Annotated in this window: 15 protein-coding genes; 7 read left to right on the top strand and 8 right to left on the bottom strand. The window is 68.7% G+C overall.

Going from position 1 to position 20,048, the window contains the following annotated elements; genetic code table 11:
- Window positions 1-4: 4 nt before the first annotated feature.
- The 5 genes from ACWDUN_RS14465 to ACWDUN_RS14445 all read left to right on the top strand — a co-directional run bounded on the left by ACWDUN_RS14465 (window position 5) and on the right by ACWDUN_RS14445 (window position 3,955).
- Window positions 5-97, top strand: coding sequence for an Ms4533A family Cys-rich leader peptide (locus ACWDUN_RS14465; RefSeq protein WP_449929700.1), 93 nt, complete (start codon window positions 5-7; stop codon window positions 95-97).
- 120 nt (window positions 98-217) lie between these two features.
- The gene (locus tag ACWDUN_RS14460) at window positions 218-1,240 is read left to right on the top strand and encodes a sulfate ABC transporter substrate-binding protein (RefSeq protein ID WP_449929698.1); all 1,023 of its coding nucleotides are present in this window, start codon (window positions 218-220) and stop codon (window positions 1,238-1,240) included.
- 41 nt (window positions 1,241-1,281) lie between these two features.
- Entirely contained in the window at window positions 1,282-2,082 is an 801-nt protein-coding gene (gene cysT / locus ACWDUN_RS14455) for a sulfate ABC transporter permease subunit CysT (RefSeq protein WP_449930165.1), read from the top strand.
- On the top strand, window positions 2,079-2,897 hold the full coding sequence (cysW, locus tag ACWDUN_RS14450; RefSeq protein ID WP_449929696.1) for a sulfate ABC transporter permease subunit CysW: 819 nt from the start codon (window positions 2,079-2,081) through the stop codon (window positions 2,895-2,897). Before cysT ends, cysW begins: the two co-directional genes overlap by 4 nt.
- Window positions 2,898-2,911: 14 nt before the next feature.
- Complete coding sequence (locus ACWDUN_RS14445; RefSeq protein WP_449929694.1) at window positions 2,912-3,955, top strand: sulfate/molybdate ABC transporter ATP-binding protein; 1,044 nt, start codon at window positions 2,912-2,914, stop codon at window positions 3,953-3,955.
- On the opposite strand, the gene ACWDUN_RS14440 is transcribed toward ACWDUN_RS14445, so the two are convergent.
- From ACWDUN_RS14440 to ACWDUN_RS14430, 3 genes are read right to left on the bottom strand one after another with little or no spacing between them, the layout of a single operon-like run.
- Window positions 3,952-5,421, bottom strand: a complete 1,470-nt coding sequence (locus ACWDUN_RS14440) for an amidase (RefSeq protein ID WP_449929692.1) — start codon at window positions 5,419-5,421, stop codon at window positions 3,952-3,954. The genes ACWDUN_RS14445 and ACWDUN_RS14440 overlap by 4 nt on opposite strands.
- Window positions 5,418-6,368, bottom strand: coding sequence for a sterol desaturase family protein (locus ACWDUN_RS14435; RefSeq protein WP_449929690.1), 951 nt, complete (start codon window positions 6,366-6,368; stop codon window positions 5,418-5,420). The genes ACWDUN_RS14440 and ACWDUN_RS14435 overlap by 4 nt, the downstream gene beginning before the upstream one ends.
- Window position 6,369: 1 nt before the next feature.
- Window positions 6,370-7,014 (bottom strand): TetR/AcrR family transcriptional regulator, encoded by a 645-nt coding sequence (locus ACWDUN_RS14430; protein WP_449929688.1) that lies wholly within the window; start codon window positions 7,012-7,014, stop codon window positions 6,370-6,372.
- A 190-nt stretch (window positions 7,015-7,204) separates the two neighbouring features.
- Between ACWDUN_RS14430 and ACWDUN_RS14425 the strand changes: the two genes are divergently transcribed.
- Complete coding sequence (locus ACWDUN_RS14425; protein WP_449929686.1) at window positions 7,205-8,281, top strand: class I SAM-dependent methyltransferase; 1,077 nt, start codon at window positions 7,205-7,207, stop codon at window positions 8,279-8,281.
- 3 nt (window positions 8,282-8,284) lie between these two features.
- Here the strand turns inward: ACWDUN_RS14425 and ACWDUN_RS14420 are convergent, their stop codons facing one another.
- The 3 genes from ACWDUN_RS14420 to ACWDUN_RS14410 are packed head-to-tail and all read right to left on the bottom strand — an operon-like array spanning window position 8,285 to window position 11,416.
- Window positions 8,285-9,028, bottom strand: a complete 744-nt coding sequence (locus tag ACWDUN_RS14420) for a sirohydrochlorin chelatase (protein WP_449929684.1) — start codon at window positions 9,026-9,028, stop codon at window positions 8,285-8,287.
- Window positions 9,007-9,714, bottom strand: coding sequence for a phosphoadenylyl-sulfate reductase (locus tag ACWDUN_RS14415; RefSeq protein ID WP_449929682.1), 708 nt, complete (start codon window positions 9,712-9,714; stop codon window positions 9,007-9,009). Before ACWDUN_RS14415 ends, ACWDUN_RS14420 begins: the two co-directional genes overlap by 22 nt.
- Before the next feature lie 7 nt (window positions 9,715-9,721).
- The gene (locus ACWDUN_RS14410) at window positions 9,722-11,416 is read right to left on the bottom strand and encodes a nitrite/sulfite reductase (protein ID WP_449929680.1); all 1,695 of its coding nucleotides are present in this window, start codon (window positions 11,414-11,416) and stop codon (window positions 9,722-9,724) included.
- 311 nt (window positions 11,417-11,727) lie between these two features.
- On the opposite strand from ACWDUN_RS14410, the gene hemW reads away from it, so the two are divergent.
- Window positions 11,728-12,861, top strand: coding sequence for a radical SAM family heme chaperone HemW (gene hemW / locus ACWDUN_RS14405; RefSeq protein WP_449929678.1), 1,134 nt, complete (start codon window positions 11,728-11,730; stop codon window positions 12,859-12,861).
- Between the two features lie 175 nt (window positions 12,862-13,036).
- Here hemW and ACWDUN_RS14400 read toward each other — a convergent pair whose 3' ends face one another.
- Window positions 13,037-18,154 (bottom strand): type I polyketide synthase, encoded by a 5,118-nt coding sequence (locus ACWDUN_RS14400; protein WP_449929676.1) that lies wholly within the window; start codon window positions 18,152-18,154, stop codon window positions 13,037-13,039.
- A gap of 160 nt (window positions 18,155-18,314) precedes the next feature.
- The gene (locus tag ACWDUN_RS14395) at window positions 18,315-19,973 is read right to left on the bottom strand and encodes a (2,3-dihydroxybenzoyl)adenylate synthase (protein ID WP_449929675.1); all 1,659 of its coding nucleotides are present in this window, start codon (window positions 19,971-19,973) and stop codon (window positions 18,315-18,317) included.
- Window positions 19,974-20,048 lie beyond the last annotated feature (75 nt).

Below are 20,048 nucleotides of genomic sequence, written 5' to 3'. Positions count from 1 at the left end.
GGCCATGCACGCGGCGTCTGGCAACAAGAGCGGCCACATCCTGGCCCTCATTGCCGTGGGTTTTTCCGCCGTTGCCGATGTCTGTTGTTGTCGCTGACTCCACACCCGTCTGCGGTTTGGCGTTGGTAGCGGCAACTGATCGCGTCGCGCACCGATCCATCACCTTTCCGTACGTACGGGACCCCTGACCCCTGTACCCGCCCCGGAAAGGCCATCAATGCGCAGCATGCTCACTTCCACCAAACGTTGGAGCGCACTCACCGCGCTCGCGCTCTCGACCACTCTCGTTGCGGCCTGCGGCGGTGGCGCGAGCGATGTCGCCGGCGAGGCTGGCGGAGCCGACGCCGACACCACGCTGACGTTGGTGGCATTCGCGGTTCCGGAGCCGGGCTGGTCGAAGGTCGCCCCGGTGTTCGCCGAGACCGAAGAGGGCAAGGGCGTCGGTGTCACCGCCTCCTACGGCGCCTCGGGTGATCAGTCCCGCGGCGTCGAATCCGGCAAGCCCGCCGACATCGTGAACTTCTCCGTCGAGCCCGACATCACCCGGTTGGTCAAGGCCGGACTGGTCGACGAGGACTGGAACGCCGGCGCGCAGAAGGGGCTGCCGTTCGGTTCGGTGGTGACCTTCGCCGTCCGAGAGGGCAACCCGAAGAACATCCGCGACTGGGACGATCTGCTCAAGCCCGGTATCGAGGTCATCACGCCCAGCCCGCTGAGCTCCGGCGCGGCCAAGTGGAATCTGCTGGCGCCGTACGCCGTCAAGAGCAACGGCGGCCAGGACCACGCGGCGGGCATCGCCTATGTCCAGGAACTGGTCAGCCAGCACGTCAAGCTGCGTCCCGGATCCGGTCGCGAGGCCACCGACGTGTTCCGGCAGGGCACCGGTGACGTGCTGCTGGCCTATGAGAACGAAGCGCTGCACTACAACCTGGAGCACGTGAACCCGCCGCAGACCTTCAAGATCGAGAATCCGGTCGCCGTCGTCAACACCAGCAAGCACCTGGAAAAGGCCACCGAGTTCGTCAATTTCCAGTACACACCGGAGGCGCAGAAGGTGTGGGCCGAGGCCGGCTTCCGCCCGTCTGACCCGGCGGTCGCCGAGGAGTTCGCCGACAAGTTTCCGGCACCGGAGAAGCTGTGGAGCATCACCGATCTGGGCGGCTGGTCGGAGGTCGATCCGCAGCTGTTCGACAAGGACAACGGTGAGATCACCAAGATCTACAAGCAGGCCACCGGGTGACCCAACGCGTAGACACCGATCCCGACGCCGCCGCACGGCGATTGCCCACCCGTCCCAACGGCGCCACCCTGCAGGTCGGGGTGGCGGTGCTGTGGCTGTCGCTGATCGTGCTCCTGCCGCTGGCCGCCATCCTGTTGACCTCGGCCGAGGGCGGCTGGGAAGCGTTCTGGTCGGCGGTGTCCTCGCCGTCGGCGCTGGCGTCCTTCCGGGTCACGTTGGTCATCTCGGTCGGCGTGACGCTGGTCAACGTCGTCTTCGGTCTGCTGATCGCCTGGGTGTTGGTGCGCGACGACTTCCCGCTCAAGCGGGTGGTCGACGCCATCATCGACCTCCCGTTCGCGCTGCCGACCATCGTGGCCAGTTTGGTGTTGCTGTCGCTCTACGGCCCGGGCAGCCCGGTCGGCATCCACATCCAGCACACCGCGTGGGGTGTGGCCCTGGCGCTGGCCTTTGTGACGCTGCCGTTCGTGGTCCGCGCCGTGCAACCGGTGCTGCTCGAACTCGACCGCGAGGTCGAGGAGGCCGCGGCATCGCTGGGGGCCAACAACGCCACCATCTTCTTCCGGGTGATCCTGCCCGCGCTGGCGCCGTCGCTGCTTTCCGGCGCCGGCCTGGCGTTCTCGCGCGCCATCGGTGAGTTCGGCTCCATCGTGCTGATCGGCGGTGCGATCCCCGGCGAGACCGAGGTGTCTTCGCAGTGGATCCGCACCCTGATCGAGAACGACGATCGTGTCGGCGCGGCCGCCATCTCGATCGTGCTGCTGCTGATCTCTTTCGTGGTGCTGTTCATCCTGCGCTATTTCGGAGCGCGGGCGGCCAAGCGGGAGGAATCGGCGCGATGATCCTGTCCCGGCCCACCAAACTCATCCTGCGGCTCACCGCGTCGCTCTACATCTTCGCGCTGCTCGTGGTCCCACTCGGGGCCATCCTGTGGCGGGCGCTGGCACCGGGCGTCGGGGAGTTCTTCGCGTCGATCTCCACCCCGGCCGCGCAGTCGGCGCTGTCGTTGTCACTGTTGGTGGTGGCCATCGTGGTGCCGCTGAACGTCATCTTCGGGGTGCCCACGGCCATCGTGTTGGCCCGGCGCAAGTTTCGCGGCAAGAACGCGCTGCAGGCGGCCATCGACCTGCCGTTCGCGGTATCGCCGGTGGTCATCGGTGTGGCGCTGATCGTGCTGTGGGGCAGCGCCGGCCTGTTCGGTTTCGTGGAGAACAGCTGGGGATTCAAGATCATCTTCGGCTTCCCCGGCATCGTGCTGGCCAGTCTGTTCGTCACCATCCCGTTCGTCATCCGGGAGGTCGAGCCGGTGTTGCACGAGGTGGGCACCGATCAGGAGGAGGCCGCGGCCACCCTCGGCGCCAACTGGTGGCAGACGTTCTGGCGCATCACGTTGCCCTCGATCCGGTGGGGACTGACCTACGGGGTGGTGCTCACCGTGGCCCGCACCCTCGGCGAGTTCGGTGCGGTGCTGATGGTGTCGTCCAACCTGCCGGGCCAGTCGCAGACTCTGACCCTGCTGGTGCACGACCGCTACACGTTGGGCAACTCCTACGGCGCCTACACCATCTCGGTGGTGTTGATGGCCGTCGCGCTCATCGTGCTGGTGGCACAGATTTTGTTTGACGCCCAACGTTCGCGCGTCAAGACTCAGGACTGAAGGAGACCGATCCGATGAGCGAGACCGCTATCACGGTGAAGGGCGCGAACAAGCACTACGGTGACTTCGCGGCGCTGGACAACATCGATTTCGTGGTGCCCAAGGGCTCGCTGACCGCCCTGTTGGGGCCCAGCGGCTCGGGTAAGTCGACACTGCTGCGCGCCATCGCGGGTCTCGACCAGCCCGACACCGGGTCCATCACCATCAACGGCCGAGACGTGACCGGGGTGCCACCGCAGAAGCGCGGCATCGGTTTCGTCTTCCAGCATTACGCCGCGTTCAAGCACCTCTCGGTGCGCGACAACGTGGCCTTCGGGCTGTCGATCCGCAAGCGGCCGAAGAACGAGATCAAGGAAAAGGTCGACAACCTGCTCGAGGTCGTCGGCCTGGCCGGGTTCCAGAACCGGTATCCGGCCCAGCTTTCCGGCGGGCAGCGCCAGCGCATGGCGTTGGCTCGTGCGCTGGCGGTCGATCCTGAGGTGCTGCTGCTCGACGAGCCGTTCGGCGCCCTGGACGCCAAGGTCCGCGAGGATCTGCGGGCCTGGCTGCGCCGCCTGCACGACGATGTGCACGTCACCACGGTGCTGGTCACCCACGATCAGGCCGAGGCGCTCGATGTCGCCGACCGGATCGCGGTGCTCAACAAGGGCCGCATCGAGCAGGTCGGTTCACCGACCGAGGTGTACGACGCACCGGCCAACCCGTTCGTGATGTCTTTCCTGGGCACGGTGTCGCTGCTCAACGGAATCCTGGTGCGCCCGCACGACATCCGCGTCGGCCGTAACCCGGACCTGGCCATCGCTGCCGGCGACGGCACGGCGGAGTCCACCGGGGTCACCAAGGCCACCATCGACCGGATCGTGACGCTGGGCTTCGAGGTGCGGGTGGAACTGACCAGCGCGGTCAACGGCACCCCCTTCACCGCGCAGATCACCCGCGGTGATGCCGAAGCGCTCGGGTTGCAGGCCGGGGACACCGTGTATGTGCGGGCCACCCGGGTGCCGGCCATCGCCGGTGGGACACCGGGCGAGCAGGTGCGCGCCGAAGCGCTCACCTAGAGCGGCGCCACCCGGTCGGCCCACGGCAGCGCCGCCTCGAGCTGGGCGGCCAGCCTCAGCAGCAGCGACTCGCCGGCCAGCGGTGCCACGAACTGCACCCCGAGCGGCAACCCGTCGGCGGTCCAGTGCAGCGGCAGTGTGATCGCCGGGCGCCCGGTCAGGTTGGCCAACTGCGTGTAGGGTACCCAGCCCAGATTCTTGTCGACCATATCGTCGACGATCCCGGTGTAGCGCAACAGTTTTGCGGTGCGTGTCTTGAGCAGCACGTCGGCGCCGCGTTGCATTGCCGCGGGCAGGTCGAACTCGCCGATCCGTGGCGGCGGGGTGGCCAACGTCGGCGTCAGCAGCAGGTCGTAGCTCTCGAAGAAGGTGCTCAGCCGGCGGGTGTGTTCGTGGCGGCGCTGCACGGCGTCGACATAGGCCACACTGCTGGTCGCGCGACCCAGCGCGGCCATGATCAGGGTGTCACGCTCGAAGGCGTCATCGCCGGCGCCGGACAGGCGTTTGGCCTCATCGACCTCCCACGCCAGGTAGACGAACCAGGTGAGCAGGAAGTCGCGCGCCAGCTCGGCATCGTCGAAGGGGGCCTCCGGCAACTCCTCGACATGATGGCCGAGATCGGTCAGCGTCTGCACGGTCTTTTCGACGGCGGCAAAGGCCTCGCGGTGCGGTGTTGGGGTGATCGCCGAGGGCACCCGCACCCCGATGCGCAGCGTGCCCGGGTCCTGGCCGACGGCGGAGGCGTAGGACGCAGCGGCCGGCGCCGGCGAGTAGGGGCCGAACGGTTCACCACCGGCGATGACGTCGAGCATCGCCGCGGTGTCGCGCACCGTGCGCGACACGACGCCCTGCACGGCAGAGCCGTGCATCGCCTCGCCGCTGGCCGGTCCCATCGGGGTCAGACCGCGGCCCGGTTTGAGACCGACGAGCCCGCAGCAGGCGGCCGGGATGCGGATCGAACCACCGCCGTCGTTGGCACCCGCGCACGGCACGATGCCGGCCGCGACGGCGGCGGCCGAGCCGCCCGAGGATCCACCGGGTGTGTGGTCGGTGTTCCACGGGTTGCGCGCCGGGCCCCACAGCTGCGGTTCGGAGACACCCTTGGCGCCGAACTCGGGCAGGTTGGTCTTGCCGAAGATGACCAGGCCGGCGTCGAGCCAGCGCGCCACGATGGTGGCGTGTTCAGCGACCGGGATGTGCTGTAGCGACCGCGAACCGTTGGAGCTCGGCAGGCCGGCGTAGTCCTGGCCGAGATCCTTGATGAGGAACGGCACGCCGGCGAACGGTCCGGTCAGATCGGCGCTCGGGGTGGCCGGCACGTCGCGCACGATCGCGTTGATGCGCGGGTTCACCGCCGCGGCCCGCGCGGTGGCCAGCTCCAGCAGCTCGGCGGCCGTTATGTCCTTGTCGGCCACCAGTTTCGCCAGCCCGGTTGCGTCATATCTGCGGTACTCGTCGAACCTCATGCGCCAACACTATGGGAGTTGTCTGCCTCCGACGGCACTTTCACCGGTGCGGGCGGGTTCTCGACGAACGGCGCGGTCTCGGCCCAGCCCGGCGGTCGCAGCAGATAACCGATCCGGCCACGCCAGGTCCGGGCATGCCAGACATCGCGCATCATCGCGATGAACTCGTGGAAGTTCACCTTGATCGGGTTGTAGGTGTCGATGTTGTGGGTCAGCCCGTAGCGCACCGGTTCGACCTCGTCGGCGTAGCTGTCGAACATCCGGTCCCAGATGATCAGGATGCCCGCGTAGTTCTTGTCCAGATAGGGATTGTTGGAGCCGTGGTGCACCCGGTGGTGCGACGGTGTGTTGAAGACGAATTCGATTGCCGGGTGCAGCTTTCCGATGCGCTCGGTGTGCAGCGGATACTGGTAGAGCAAGACGATCGCCTGAGACAGGAAGATCATCCAGGCGGGCACGCCGACCAGCGCCAACGGCACGTAGACCACCGCGGTCAGGAAGCGGCCGGGGATCAGCCACGGCAGTCGCACCGCCGTCGACATGTTGAAATGCTGGCTGCTGTGATGAACACTGTGCGCCGCCCAGAACAACCGGACGCGGTGTTGCATGCGGTGCTGGGCGTAGTAGGCCAGGTCGGCGCCGACGATCGCGAGCACCCAGACCCACCACTGCGTCGGTGACAGTGCGATCGGGGCCAGTGCCGCGGCGAGCAGCACGATGGGAAGCTGGATGAAATCCTCGACCAGGTTGGCGAACCGGCCCAAGCCGTAGACGCCGAGGCTGGCGAACGTGTCGCGACCCGAGAACCCAACGCGTGCACGGTCTTCCGGCGCTCGGCCGGCCCTGCGGTCACGGCGGCGTTCGAGCCAGTCGCCGAGGAACTCGATGCTCAGCAGCAGCAGGAACGCGGGGATGGCATAGAGGCCGATATTGCCGATCCACTCCATGTCAGCGCTCTCCGTCCTGTTTGCGGGGCATGCCGGCGAGCTGCCAGCGCAGGGCCTGCCCGAACATCTCCTCGGTGACGCGTTCGGGCTCGATGCGGCGTTGCCGGATCAGGCCACCGAACATGGCCAGCGTCGTGGTGGCGAAATCGTCGACCGAGATCTGGTCGACGTCGACACCGTTGCGCTCCAACATGTTCGTCAGGATCCCGCGCACGGCGTCGAGGGTCTTGGCCGACGCGGCGGCCTCGATCTGCATCAGTTCGGGATTGCGCACCGCGTGTAACCAGAATTCGGTGCGCAGCACCGCGACGTCGATCTCCTTGTCGGCCATCTCGATCAGCATCCGGCCCAGCGCGTGCAGCGGATCGGCCGACTCGGCGTGTGAGGACCGGATGATGTCGGCGACGGCGTCCATGCGATCGACGGCCCGATCGGTCATCAGGGCCGAGAACAGTTCGTCCTTGTTGGCGAAGTTGGAGTACACCGCGCCCACCGAGAAGCCCGCGGACTCGGCGATCTCGTCTACCGAGGCGGCGGCATAACCACGACGCGCGAACACGCCGGCGGCGGCGTCGAGCAGGCGGCGGCGGGTCAGTTCCTTGCTCTCCGCGCGGGTCAACCGACGCGGTTTGGGATCATCAGACATATTCAGATAGTAGCAGTTATTTGAATTCGTGCCACTATGTGAACCTGGATTTCGGCCCTGTCCCAAAGTCATCGCCAGGAGTAACTTCAACGTCGATCGGTGGTGGCGGCCCAGAACCGGGGCCGCACTGCGTTGTGACCCCGTCCGTGACCGACCGGCCTCCGGCAGCGGAGTGAATAGGAGAGGTCACATGGGCACCACAACTACCTCGGTCGTCGACCACGACCGATTGATGGGGTTCGTCATGCGTGCGGTCGAAGAGGCCGGCGCGGCGCTGAACTGCGCGCTGGTGGTGATGGGGGACCGGTTGGGCTACTACCGGTCGTTGCGGGATCACGGCCCCAGCACGCCGGCCGAACTGGCCGAACACACCGGAACCGACGCGCACTACACGCGCGAATGGCTCAACGCGCAGGCCGCGGGACATTTTGTCGACTACGACCCGGACACGGGGCGGTACTTCCTGCAGCCCGAGCAGGCGACCGCGCTGGCCGACGAGGGCAGCCCGGCCTTCGTGGTCGGGTTGTTCCAGACCGCACACGGAACGGCCAGGGACGCGACGAAGATCTTCGAGGCGGCCACCACCGGGGCCGGTATGCACTGGGGTGACCACAATTCCGATGTCCATGTCGGGTGCGAGAGGTTTTTCCGTCCCACCTACGCCGCGCACCTGGTGTCGGATTGGCTGCCCGCGCTCGACGGCATCACGGCCAAACTGGACCGCGGGGCCCGGGTCGCCGATGTGGGCTGCGGGCACGGCGCGTCGACCATCCTGATGGCCCAGTCGTTTCCGCGGTCCGAGTTCACCGGTACCGACGTGCACGCCGGCTCGATAGACACCGCGCGGGAACGTGCGCAACGGGCGGATGTCGCACCGACGGTGACCTTCACGTGTGCACCGGCCGACGGATTCGCCGGTGGCCCTTATGATCTGGTCACCATGTTCGACTGTCTGCACGATATGGGCGATCCGGTCGGCGTCGCCCGGCACGTGCGCTCGGTGCTGGAAGACGACGGTACGTGGATGATCGTGGAACCGGTGGCCGGCGATCGCGTCGAGGACAACTTCACCCCCGTGGGACGCGCCTACTACGGGTTCTCGACGTTACTGTGCACACCGTCGTCGCTGGCCCAGCCGGTCGGGCTGGCGCTGGGCACCCAGGCCGGTCCGGCGCGCATCCGGGACGTGGTCACCAGCGCGGGGTTCGCCCGCTTCCGGGAGGCTGCACGAACGCCGTTCAACCTCGTCTACGAGGTGCGGCCATGACACTCAGGCGGCGACGCGCCTGCTGATCACCGAATCGAAGCGGTCGAGCACGGTCTCGGCCACCAGGCGATGCGCCCCGAGCGGGGCAGCCATCGGGATGCCATGTGCCGCAGCGAACTCGGCGACCCGATCGGTGATCTTGCCGTGCGCCAGGAACCACGGTGCGATGACGATGCGATCCGCGCCGCGCAGGCGCAACCGGTGCACGGCCTCGGGCAGTGAAGGTTTCGGTCCGGTGGCGAACGCCGTGGTGACACCGGACCACCGGGTGTCCAGCGCCAGCGTGGAGGCGACGGTGGCGGTGCGGGCGTTGGCATCCGGACGCGAGGACCCGACCGCGGCCACGATCACCCCGACCCCCGAATCCTTGGCCGACACACCGGCTTCGGCGATACGCCTGCGCAGCACCGCCAGCAGCTGGTCATCCTCGCCGAGCACCGCGGCCTGCCGGGCGGCCACGCCGCTCTCGGCGATCATGGCCGGGATGTCGGTACGGGCGTGGAACGCGTCGGCCAGCAGCAGGGGAGTGATCACCGCGCGGTCGCCGACGTCACGCAGCACGTCGACGAGGTTGGGGGCCGACTGCTCACAGAACGCCGGTCGGACCGGCAGTCCCGGCCGCATCCGGCGGATGGTGTCGGCCACCGCATGCGTGTTCACCGCCGAGCGGGGATCGGCGCTGCCGTGCGCGGTGAGCACCAGTACGGGTGCGCTCACCTCCGACCTCATGACGCGTGCAGACCGCATTCGGTCTTCGACTGCCCGGCCCACCGCCCGCTGCGCGGGTCCGCACCCGCGACCGGTTTGGCGGTGCAGGGGGCGCAGCCGATGGAGGGATAACCCTCGTCGACGAGCGGATTGACCAGGATGCCGTTGGCGTCGATATAGGCCTGCATCTGCTCATCGCTCCACGCGGCGATCGGGTTGATCTTGACCAGGCCGAACGCGGCGTCCCAGCTGATCAGCGGGGCGTTGGCGCGGGTCGGGGCCTCCACCCGGCGGATACCGGTGACCCACGCCGAGTAACCCTTCAACGCCTTGCTCAGCGGCTCGACCTTGCGCATCCGGCAGCAGGCCGCCGCGTCGCGGGCGAACAGATCCTTGCCGTGCAGCTCATCCTGCTCGGCCACGGTGCGCTCGGGGGTGACATTCACCACACGCACGTCGTACACGGCCTCGACGGCATCGCGGGTGCCGATCGTCTCGGCGAAGTGGTAGCCGGTGTCGAGGAACAACACGTCCACACCGGGGCGCACCTTGGCCGCCATCTCGACCAGCACGGCGTCCTGCATGTTGGACGCCACGACGTATTCACCGCCGAAGTTCTCATCGGCCCAACGCAGCAACTCCTCGGCGCTCGCGTCGGCCAGCTCGGCCGCCCCACGCTCGGCCAGTTGCTGCAGGTCCTCCGGTGTTCTCGTCACCACTGTCACTTCGTGATCACCTCAAATCAGCGTCATCGGCGCGAACCGCCCACTGAGCGAAACGCTCGCCGTCCTCGCGTTGTTTCACGAAGTTGCGAACGACCCGCTCGATGTAGTCGCCGAGCTCGGTGGCCAGCACCTTGTGCTGGCGCAGTTTGCGGCCGAATCCGCTGTCCAGGCCCAGGCTGCCGCCCAGATGCACCTGGAAACCCTCCTCGGGCCCGTTGCCGTCGTCGATCATCTGGCCCTTGAAGCCGATATCGGCGACCTGGATACGCGCGCAGGAGTTGGGGCAGCCGTTGATGTTGATGGTCACCGGCACGTCGAGCTGGGCGTTGATGTCCTCCAGACGCTTCTCCAGCTCGGGCACCAGCACCTGCGAGCGGCTGCGGGTCTCGGCGAAGCTCAGCTTGCAGAACTCGATGCCGGTGCAGGCCATCAGGTTACGTCGCCAGTGCGACGGGGCCGACGGCAGGCCCAGCGCATCCAGGCCGGCCCGCAGCTCCTCGAGCTTGTTGTCGGGGACGTCCAGGACGATCAGCTTCTGATATGGCGTGAAGCGCACCCGGTCGGCGCCGGCAGCCTCGGCCAGGTCGGCGACCTTGGTCAAGATGGTGCCGGTGACGCGGCCCGCGATGGGGGAGACTCCGACGGCGTTGAGCCCGTTCTTGAGCTTGGTCACACCCACGTGGTCGATCGGCCGGGTGACCGGGGTCGGCGCCGGTCCATCGAGCATCGGACGCTTGAGGTACTCGGTCTCCATGACCTCACGGAATTTTTCTACGCCCCAGTCCTTGATCAGGAACTTGAGCCGGGCCTTGGCGCGCAGCCGGCGGTAGCCGTAATCGCGGAAGACGCTGACCACGGCCTCCCACACATCGGGCACCTCGTCCAGCGGAACCCACACCCCGACGCGCTGGGCCAGCATCGGGTTGGTGGACAGTCCGCCGCCGACCCACAGATCGAAGCCGGGCCCGTGCTCGGGATGCACGACACCGATGAACGCGACGTCGTTGACCTCGTGCACCACATCCTGCAGACCCGAGATGGCGGTCTTGAACTTGCGCGGCAGGTTCGAGTACTCGGGCTTGCCGATATAGCGCTTGACGATCTCGTTGACCGCGGGTGTCCCGTCGATCACCTCGTCGGGATGCTGGCCGGCCAGCGGCGAGCCCAGCACGACGCGCGGGCAGTCTCCGCACGCCTCGGTGGTCTGCAGGCCGACCTCGTCGAGACGGCGCCAGATCTCCGGCATGTTCCGCACATCGATCCAGTGGTACTGGACGTTCTGTCGATCGGAGATGTCGGCGGTGTCGCGCGCGAACTCGGTCGAGATGCCGCCGAGCGTGCGCAGTGCGGCCAGGCTGAGGTCACCGCCGTCGCTGCGCACTCGCAGCATGAAGTACTCGTCTTCGAGCATGTCGGTGTTCTCGTCGCCGGTCCAGGTGCCGTCGAAGCCCGGCTTGCGCTGGGTGTAGAGCCCCCACCAGCGGAAACGGCCGCGCAGGTCGCCCTTGTCGATCGAGTCGAACCCGTTCGGGGCATAGATGGTCTCGATGCGCTGACGCACGTTGAGCGGGTTGTCGTCCTTCTTGGCCTGCTCGTTGGCGTTCAGCGGTTCGCGGTAGCCGAGCGCCCATTGGCCCTCGCCGCGGGGACGCTTGACGGGCTTTGCGGGCTTCTCGGCGGGAGTGGAAACGGTTTCGGTCATGCTGTCGGGCTCCTTGTCGGGGAGCGGCACACCGTTCGCGCGATCGCCGGAGGGCTGGCCGGCGGCGCAGATCCGGCGGCCGCCTCATGGGTAGGGCGGGCTGATTCCGATATCGACGCGGGTCAGGGCAGACAGCAACAGCTACAGATGCGCTTGAGGTCGACATGCCGCCGGACCACCAGCGCAATGCGGGTGGTGCTGTCAACGGCGGCGGTCACGCCCGACATTCTGCCACGACAGGCCCCACCTGCCCTAACCGGGCCAGATTTGGGATCGGCGTGAGTGCAACGCGCTCTGGGACAATCGGAGCCATGACCAGTGCGGGCCCCTTCGGCATCTACGTACATGTGCCGTTCTGCGCCACGCGCTGCGGCTACTGCGATTTCAACACCTACACCCCGGCCGAACTCGGCGACGCCACCCCCGACGGCTGGTTGGCCGCCGTGCGGGTCGAACTGGAACTGGCTGCCGAGCGGGTGGGGAGCCGGCCGGTGGACACGGTGTTCGTCGGCGGCGGCACCCCGACCCTGCTCGGCGGTGCCGGGTTGGCGGCGGTGCTGGCCGCGATCCGCGACCACTTCGAGCTGGCTCCCGATGCGGAGGTCACCACCGAGGCCAATCCGGAATCCAGTTCCCCCGCCCTGTTCGCCCGCCTGCGCGAGGCCGGCTACACCCGGGTTTCGCTGGGCATGCAGTCGGCGGCACCGCATGTGCTGGCGGTGCTGGACCGCGTGCACTCGGCCGGGCGTGCCCCCGCGGCGGCGCGCGAGGCCCGGGCCGAGGGTTTCGCGCACGTCAACCTGGACCTCATCTACGGCACACCGGGTGAAACCGACGATGACCTCAAGCTCTCGGTCGAGACGGCACTGGAGGCAGGGATCGACCACCTGTCGGCGTATGCGCTCATCGTCGAGGACGGCACCGCACTGGCCCGGCGGGTCCGCCGCGGCGAGCTGCCGGCACCGGATGACGATGTGCTGGCCGACCGTTACGAGTTGCTCGACGCCGCGCTGACGGCGGCGGGCCTGCACTGGTACGAGGTGTCGAACTGGGCCGTGCCGGGCGCGGAGTGCCGACACAACCTGGGCTACTGGGACGGCGGGCACTGGTGGGGTGCCGGGCCGGGCGCCCACGGCTTCCTGGACGACACCCGATGGTGGAATGTCAAGCATCCCAAGGCCTATGCGCAGTCCCTGGCCGAGCGCAGGCTGCCCGTCGCCGACTCCGAGGAGCTCGACACCGCGGCGCGGCACATCGAGGACGTGATGCTGCGGATGCGACTGCGCACCGGACTGCCGACCTCGCTGCTGACCGACGCCGAGCGGGGCCGCGCCGACACCGCGGTGACCGGCGGCCTGCTGGTACCCGCCGGTGATCGGCTGGTGCTCACCGATCGCGGGCGCCTGCTGACCGACGCGGTGATCCGCGACCTGCTCGACGACTGATACCCCGCCCGCAGCGCGCGGTGGAGCTACCAGGCTTCAGCCAAGACGGGGCGGGCCGCGACCAGGCTGAACCCTGGTAGGAAAACTCGCTCCATGACCTACCCCAGTTCAGCCGAGTGTCGACATCGACGAGGAGACTGAAGCCACGTACACGCTCGCAGCGAGTTGAGGGCACTCAGGGGCAGGCGCCGACCTCTTCGGCCACCGATTCCTCGTGCGGTGTCAGCAGTTCCACGATCCGGGTGGCGACCGCCGCGGCGGTCGGATGCTCCCACAGCAACGTCGGCGGCAGCGCCAGACCGGTCTTGCGCTCCAGTTGTTTGCGCAGCGCCACGGTCATGATCGAGTCGACGCCGATCTCGGCCAGCGGCAGCCGCGGATCGACATCGTCATCGGAGAGTCCCAGCTCGACGGCCACCGTCGCCACCACCAGCTCGGCGACCCAGACCGCGGTGTCCACACCCTCGCGGCCGGCCTGCACCGCGGCGTCGGCGGCGTGCTCGACGGTGTCCGCCGGTGCGATATCGGCGAGCATCGGTACCGATGCCGCGTCCGCCGTCACCGGCAGCACGACGATATGCGGCTGATCGGCGCGCATCGCGAGATCCAGTGCGCGCATGGCGTCGTCGGCGCCGACGGTGCCCATCCCGAGCGCGCCGAGTTGGGCGGCGACGAAGCTGGAGGTCGATCCCATCCCGAGCCCGCGCCAGGCCGTCCAGGCCACGGCGGTGGTGCGGTCACCGAGGCCGCGACGGTGCTGGGCGAACGCATCCAGATATGCGTTGGCGCAGGCGTAGGCGCCCTGGCCGGGGAAGCCGGCCAGATAACCGCACGACGAGAACAGCACCAGCCAGTCCAGCTCACCCGGCGGGAACATCTCGTGCAGGGTCTGGGTGCCGTCCACCTTCGGGCGCATGGCGGTGGCGAAATCCTCGGCCGTGGTGCCGGCCAACAGGGCGCCGGCCTCGACCCCGGCGGCGTGCACCACACCACGCACCGGCGGCAGATCCCGCAGCGCTGCGCGCAGATCCTCGGCGGCGCCCGGGGCGGCGATGTCGACCGCGGCAACCCGGACCGACACCCCGCGTTCCTCCAACGCCAGGATGGTGCGCGCCGGTTCGGCGTCGACATCCCAGGACGCCCGGTCGCCGACCCCGCGCCGCGACAGCAGCACGAGGCGGCGCGCGCCGAGATCGGCCAGCCGTGTCGCCACCCGCGCGCCGAGGGCGCCGGTGCCGCCGGTGATCAGATAGGTACCGGCCGGCGAACAGGTCAACGCCGGACCACGATTGGATTCGGCATGCGTCAGCCGGGCGGTCAGCGCGATGTCGTCGCGGACGACGACGACCCCGTGACCGGCCAGCGATGACAGCACGCCGACGGGCAGGTGATCATCGGCGACGTCGATGACACCGCCCCACAGGCCGGGATGTTCGGCGGCGGCGATCCTGGCGAAACCCCACAGCGGTGAGCCGCTGATATCGCTGCCCTCGTACACACCGCGGGTCAGCGCCCACAGCGCAGCCTGTGCATTGCGTTCCAACAGCGTCATCAGTGTGTGGTGCACGCGGCCCACACCGTCGGCCGGGGACTCGCCGGACTGCGGCAGCACCAGCACGATCGCACCCGCGGCCAGCGCGGTGGGAATCTCATCTGGAGTGCGGCACAACCGATGTGCGATATCGGCAGCGGCGAGATCGCGCATGCACCACGCCAGCATCTCGGCATCACCGCCGACGAGGACCACCTGGCCGGGCACGGCATCGGCGCGCCACGGCGTGGGATGCCAGGCCAGTTGCTGGACCATTCGGGAGACGTCGTTGCCGCCAGGGTTCTCCAGCTCGTCGAAGTACATGCCGCCGATGGATCCCACCGGCACGCCGGCCGGATCGGCGATCGTCACATCCGCCACTGTCCCGGTGCCGCGGCGGATGTGCAGTACCGCCGTCCCGATCGGATTGCCGCGCAGCGACAACCGGTCGATGCGGGCCGGCATCCGCAGCCGCAGCGGGGATTCGAAGACGATCGAAGCGACCGATGTCGCGGCATCGAGCAGTCCCGCCCACGTCGCGGGCGTCGACCCGTCGGGTTCGACGCGCACCACGGCCAGCATCTCGTCGTCGCCGCGGCGCAGTTCGGTCACCTCCCAGGGAAAGCCCATCGCGGCCACCCCGAGACCGGCCAGGGTGTCCACCACGTGCCCGTCGGGCAGCAATTCGGGGCAGCGGTCGCGTACGGCGGCCACATCGACATCGACATCGGCCGGTCGGGGCGCCGGGTCGGCGACGCCGGCCGTGCAGTGGGTCAACCAGCTGTCGCCCTCACCCTCGGCCAGGCGCGACGCCAGGGTCAGTGAACGGTCCTGCAGCACCACCTGGATATCGCGGGCGCGCCCGGGCGCCACCGGGGTGCGCAAACGGACGTCCACGATGTCGCCGCCAGCGGCGGCACGAAAGGTGTTGAGCAGCACCGCCGCCGGGATGATCTCGGTGTCCTTGACCGGATGGTCACCCGGGTAGGGGCGGGTGACCATGTCCAGCTGGGTCTGCCACACCTTGGCCGGTACCGCCGCGGTGACCTCCAGGCGCCCGCCGAGCAGGGTGTTGCTGTCCCGGTCGTGGACGGCGCCGCCGCCGGGCGGGGTGGCCGGGGTGCGCCAGAAGTTCCGGTGCTGCCATTGATTGCCCGGCAGGTCGTGCGCCCAGCCGGTGTGCGCCGGCGCGAGCGTGACGGGCGCCCCGTGACAGTGCAGGGCGGCCATGGCGGTGGTGACCGATCGCACCTCCGGCATGTTGCGGCGATGCAGCGGCAGCACACCATAGGTTTCGATTCCATTGTGCGACAACGTATCCACGATGGAGTGCGAGACGACCGGGTGTGCGGAGATCTCCAGGAACAGCCGGTGGCCGTCCTCGGCGGCCGCGGTCACGGCCTCGGCGAACCGCACCCGCCCACGCAGATTGGCCACCCAGTAGTCGGGACCGCGCACCGCGGTCGAGCGCGGATCGGCCAGCGCGGTGCTGTACAGCGGGATGGTCGGGGCCTGCGGGTGCAACGTGGCGGTCAACCGCGCCAGCTCCGCGGTCAATGCGTCCATCGCCGGGCTGTGAAAGGCGACATCGGTGTTCACCTGGCGGGTGACGATGCCCAACGCCGTCCAGTCCTCGAGCACCCGGCGCACGCCGGCGGTGGTGCCCGAGATGACGGTGGATTCGGGGGAGGCGCTGATGGCGGCCACCACGTCCGGGTTGTCGCGCAGTCGTGCCTCGGCATCGGCGAAGGACACCGACGCCAGCGCCATCGCACCCTGGCCCGCGACCGCACGGAACCCACGGGCCCGGTAGCACGCGACCTTGGCGCCCTCGGTGAGATCGAACACGCCGGTGATGACGCAGGCCGCGACCTCACCGACGGAATGCCCGATGACGGCGGCCGGCGCTGCGCCGCGGGACCGCAGCACGGCGGCCAGGCCGACCTGCATGGCGAAGGTCAGTGCCTGCACCTGATCGGTGCCACCGTGCTCACCGGTGGTCAGGGCGTGGCGGGCCGAGAATCCGAGTTCGGCGGCGAACACCGGCTCGATGGCATCGATCACCGCGCCGAAGGCCGGCTCGTCGCGCAGCAGCTCGGCGCCCATCCCGATCCAATGCGAGCCGTGACCCGAGCACACCCATACCGCGCCGTTCTCGGCACCGGGCAGCACCGAACCGGTCGCCACCGAGAAGTGCCGCTCACCGGCGGCGAGCGCATCGAGCCCGACGATCAGCTCCTTGTGGTCCTCGGCGATGATCGCGGCGCGCACCGGTTCATGGGAGCGCCGCGCCCACAGGGTGGCGGCGACCGCGCCGACCGGATCGTGGGCCGCGCGCAGATGATCGGCCAGCGCGCCGGCGTTGGCCGACAACCGCTTCTTCGACCGGCCGGTCACCGGAATGACCTGCAGCGCAGGAGATTCCCATTCCGGCTCGGGAGTGGTCAGGGGTGCCTCTTCGAGCAGCACATGCGCGATGGTGCCGCCGTACCCATAGCTGCACACCGCGGCTCGGCGCGGCTGGGAGGCCCGCGGCCACGGCTGCGTCTCGGTGTTGACCCGCAACCCGTTGGTGCTCCAGTCGACGGCGGTGGTCGGCGTGCGCACACCGGCGGTCGGGGGCACCTGCTCGTGGTGCAGGGCCAGCGTGGCCTTCACCAGGCCCACCACGCCGGCGCCACCCTCGAGGTGGCCGGTGTTGGGTTTGACCGAACCCACCAGGCACGGTCGGTCCGTCGGCCGGCCGGCGCCGTAGACGGCCGCCAGCGCCGTCAGTTCGGTCGGGTCGCCGGTCGGTGTACCGGTGCCGTGCGCCTCCACGTAGCCGATGGTCGCGGGGTCGATACCGGCGCTGTCGCAGGTGCGGCGGAACATGTCCTCCTGGGCGGCGCCATTGGGCGACATGATGCCCACGGTCCTGCCGTCCTGGGCCACCGCACCGCCGCGCACGATCGCGAGCACCCGGTCGTTGTCGCGCTGGGCGTCGGCCAGTCGCTTGAGCACCACCACCGCGGCGCCCTCGCCGCGGCCGTACCCGTCGGCGGAGTCGTCGAAGGACTTGCACTGCCCGTCCGGGGCCGTCGCGCCGGCGACGTCGAGCACCCGGGTCAGGCCGGGACCGATCAGCGCGCTGACACCACCGGCCAGGGCCAGCGAGGTCTCACCGGCGCGCAGCAACTGACACGCTTGATGCACCGCCACCAGCGAGGCGGCACAGGCGGCGTCCAGCGCCACGCTGGGACCGCGCAGGTCCAGCAGGTGCGACACCCGGTTGGCGATACCGCACAGCGCGGTGCCGATGCCGGTCCAGGCCTCGATTCCGGGCAGGTCCTCCATGACGAGCTTGCCGTAGTCGTCGGAGTTGACGCCCATCAGGACGGCGGTGTCGCTGCCGGCCAGGGAGCGCGGCGGCACCCCGGCGTGTTCCAGCGCCTCCCAGCTGACCTCCAGGGCCAGCCGCTGCTGTGGGTCCATCAGTTCGGCCTCGCGCGGGGACACGCCGAAGAACTCGGCGTCGAAGGCCGGCAGGTCGGACAGGAAGCTGCCCCATGGGGTGGTGGCCTTGAGGATGGCGGAATTGCGGGGGTCGCGGCGCAGATAGGGCTCCCAGCGCTCGGCCGGTACCTCACCGACCGCGCTGGCGCCGTCGAGCAGGAACCGCCAGAACTCGGCCGGGGTGCGCACATCGCCGGCCAGCCGACAGCCGATCCCGACGATGGCGATCGGTTCCAGCGGCCCGTCGATGGCGGCGTCATTCGTCACGGCTGCGGATCCTCTTCTCACGATGTCGTCGCGGCCGGCGATGCCGCTGCGGTTGCGTTTACACAGATCGTGGCACGCACCGACCGGCGGCGGAGGGCTACCTCATGTGCTGCGCAGCACACCCGCGCACGAGATTCGAAGTGGACGAACGCATTAGCGGTCACGACGACCTCAAGGTGGCGATGATCTGCTTCTTGTCCACCTTGCCGACTGCGGTCTTGGGCAGCGTCGGCAGCGCAGCGAGCATGTCGGGTTTCGTGTGCGCGGAGACCCCACGCTCGTCGAGGAAGCTGTTCAGTTCGGCCAGTGTGATCGGCTTACCGGAGAAAACGACTGCGGCGCAGATCTTTTCACCCAGATACTCGTCGGGCATGGCGACCGCCGCGGCGGCATAGATGCCCGGGTGGGCGAACAGATGCTCTTCGAGGTCGGAGGCGGACACCGTCTCTCCGCCGCGATGGATCACATCTTTGATCCGCCCGGTCACCTCGACATAACCGGCCTTCGGACCGTCGGTGAAGATCCGGACCCGGTCCCCGGAACGGTAGAAGCCGTCCGGGCTGAAGGAGCGCGCGTTGGCCTCCTCGGCCCGGTAGTAGCCGTTGATGGTGTAAGGGCCGCGTACCAGCAACTCGCCCTCGTCACCGGGGGCGACGTCGGCGCCGAACTCGTCGACGACGCGCATCTCGTCATGCGGGGACATCGGCCGGCCCTGGGTGTGCAGCAGCACCTCGACCGGGTCACCGGGGCGGGTGAAGTTCAGCATGCCCTCGGCCATGCCGAAGATCTGGCTGAGGCCCGGTGTCAGGTTGTCCAGGATGAACTTGGCCTCCTCGGCCGTCATCCGCGATCCGCCCACCTGCACCGCCCGCAGCGACGTCGGCAGTACCGGCTCCCAGTCACATGCCTGCGCCCACACCTTGGCCAGCGCGTTGACCAGCCCCGTCACCGTCACCTGGTGCTTGTCGATGAGCGCGAACGCGTTCTCCGGGCTCGGATCGGTGGTGAAGACCGTGGTGGCGCCCACGGTCATGGCCCCCAGCAGCCCGGGGCAGCCCAGCGGGAAGTTGTGCCCGGCCGGCAGGGCCACCAGATAGGTGTCCGCGCTGGTCATCGAATAGGCCTGCGCCGAGGCCACGGCGGTATAGACGTAGTCGTCGTGGGTCCGCGCGATCAGCTTCGGCAGCCCGGTGGTCCCACCGGATACCAGCAGCAGCGCCGGTCGGCTCGGATCGAAGTCCGACCGGGGTGTGGGCCGCAGACCCGGCTCCGGGGCGCTCAACTGCGCCCAGGACAGATAGGGGCCGGGCTCGCCGTCGACGATCACATGCCGCAGCGCCGGATGTTCGGCCTGCAGTTGGGCGGCCATCTCACGGAAGTCGAATCCGGCTGCCGTGTCAGGGATCACCAATCCCACCGCCCCGCTGATCGCGGCGAAGTGGCTGAGTTCGGCGGCGCGGTGCCCGGACAGACACATCACCGGCACGACCCCCGCGCGCAGCAGGCCGAACAGCGCGACGGCGAACTGGGTGGTGTTGAGTAACTGCAGCAGCACCCGATCACCGGCGCGCAGGCCCAACTCGGCCAGTCTCACGGCGACCACATCGGCGACGGCATCCAGTTCGGCGAAGGTGTAACTGCGCTGCGAATCGACGACCGCGGTGGCATCGGGCCAGGCGGCGGCGCCGTTGCTGAGAATCGAATCCAGTGGCGCACCCGTCCAATAGCCGGCCTGCCGGTAGGTGGCAGCACGATCGGCCGGAAAAGCGACGAAACCGTCGGTCAGATCGTCGTGTTCCTGCGGAAAAACCGTGCTCATCCTGGAAAAACCGTCTCTCTGGGTAGGTGCGTTGCCGATACGAATATAGGGTAGCCTCACTCCAGTTAGGGCAGC

This window comes from Mycobacterium sp. NPDC003323 (assembly GCF_053589535.1).
Note: the sequence above shows the minus strand (reverse complement) of the source record. Positions and strands in the feature narration are given on the sequence as shown.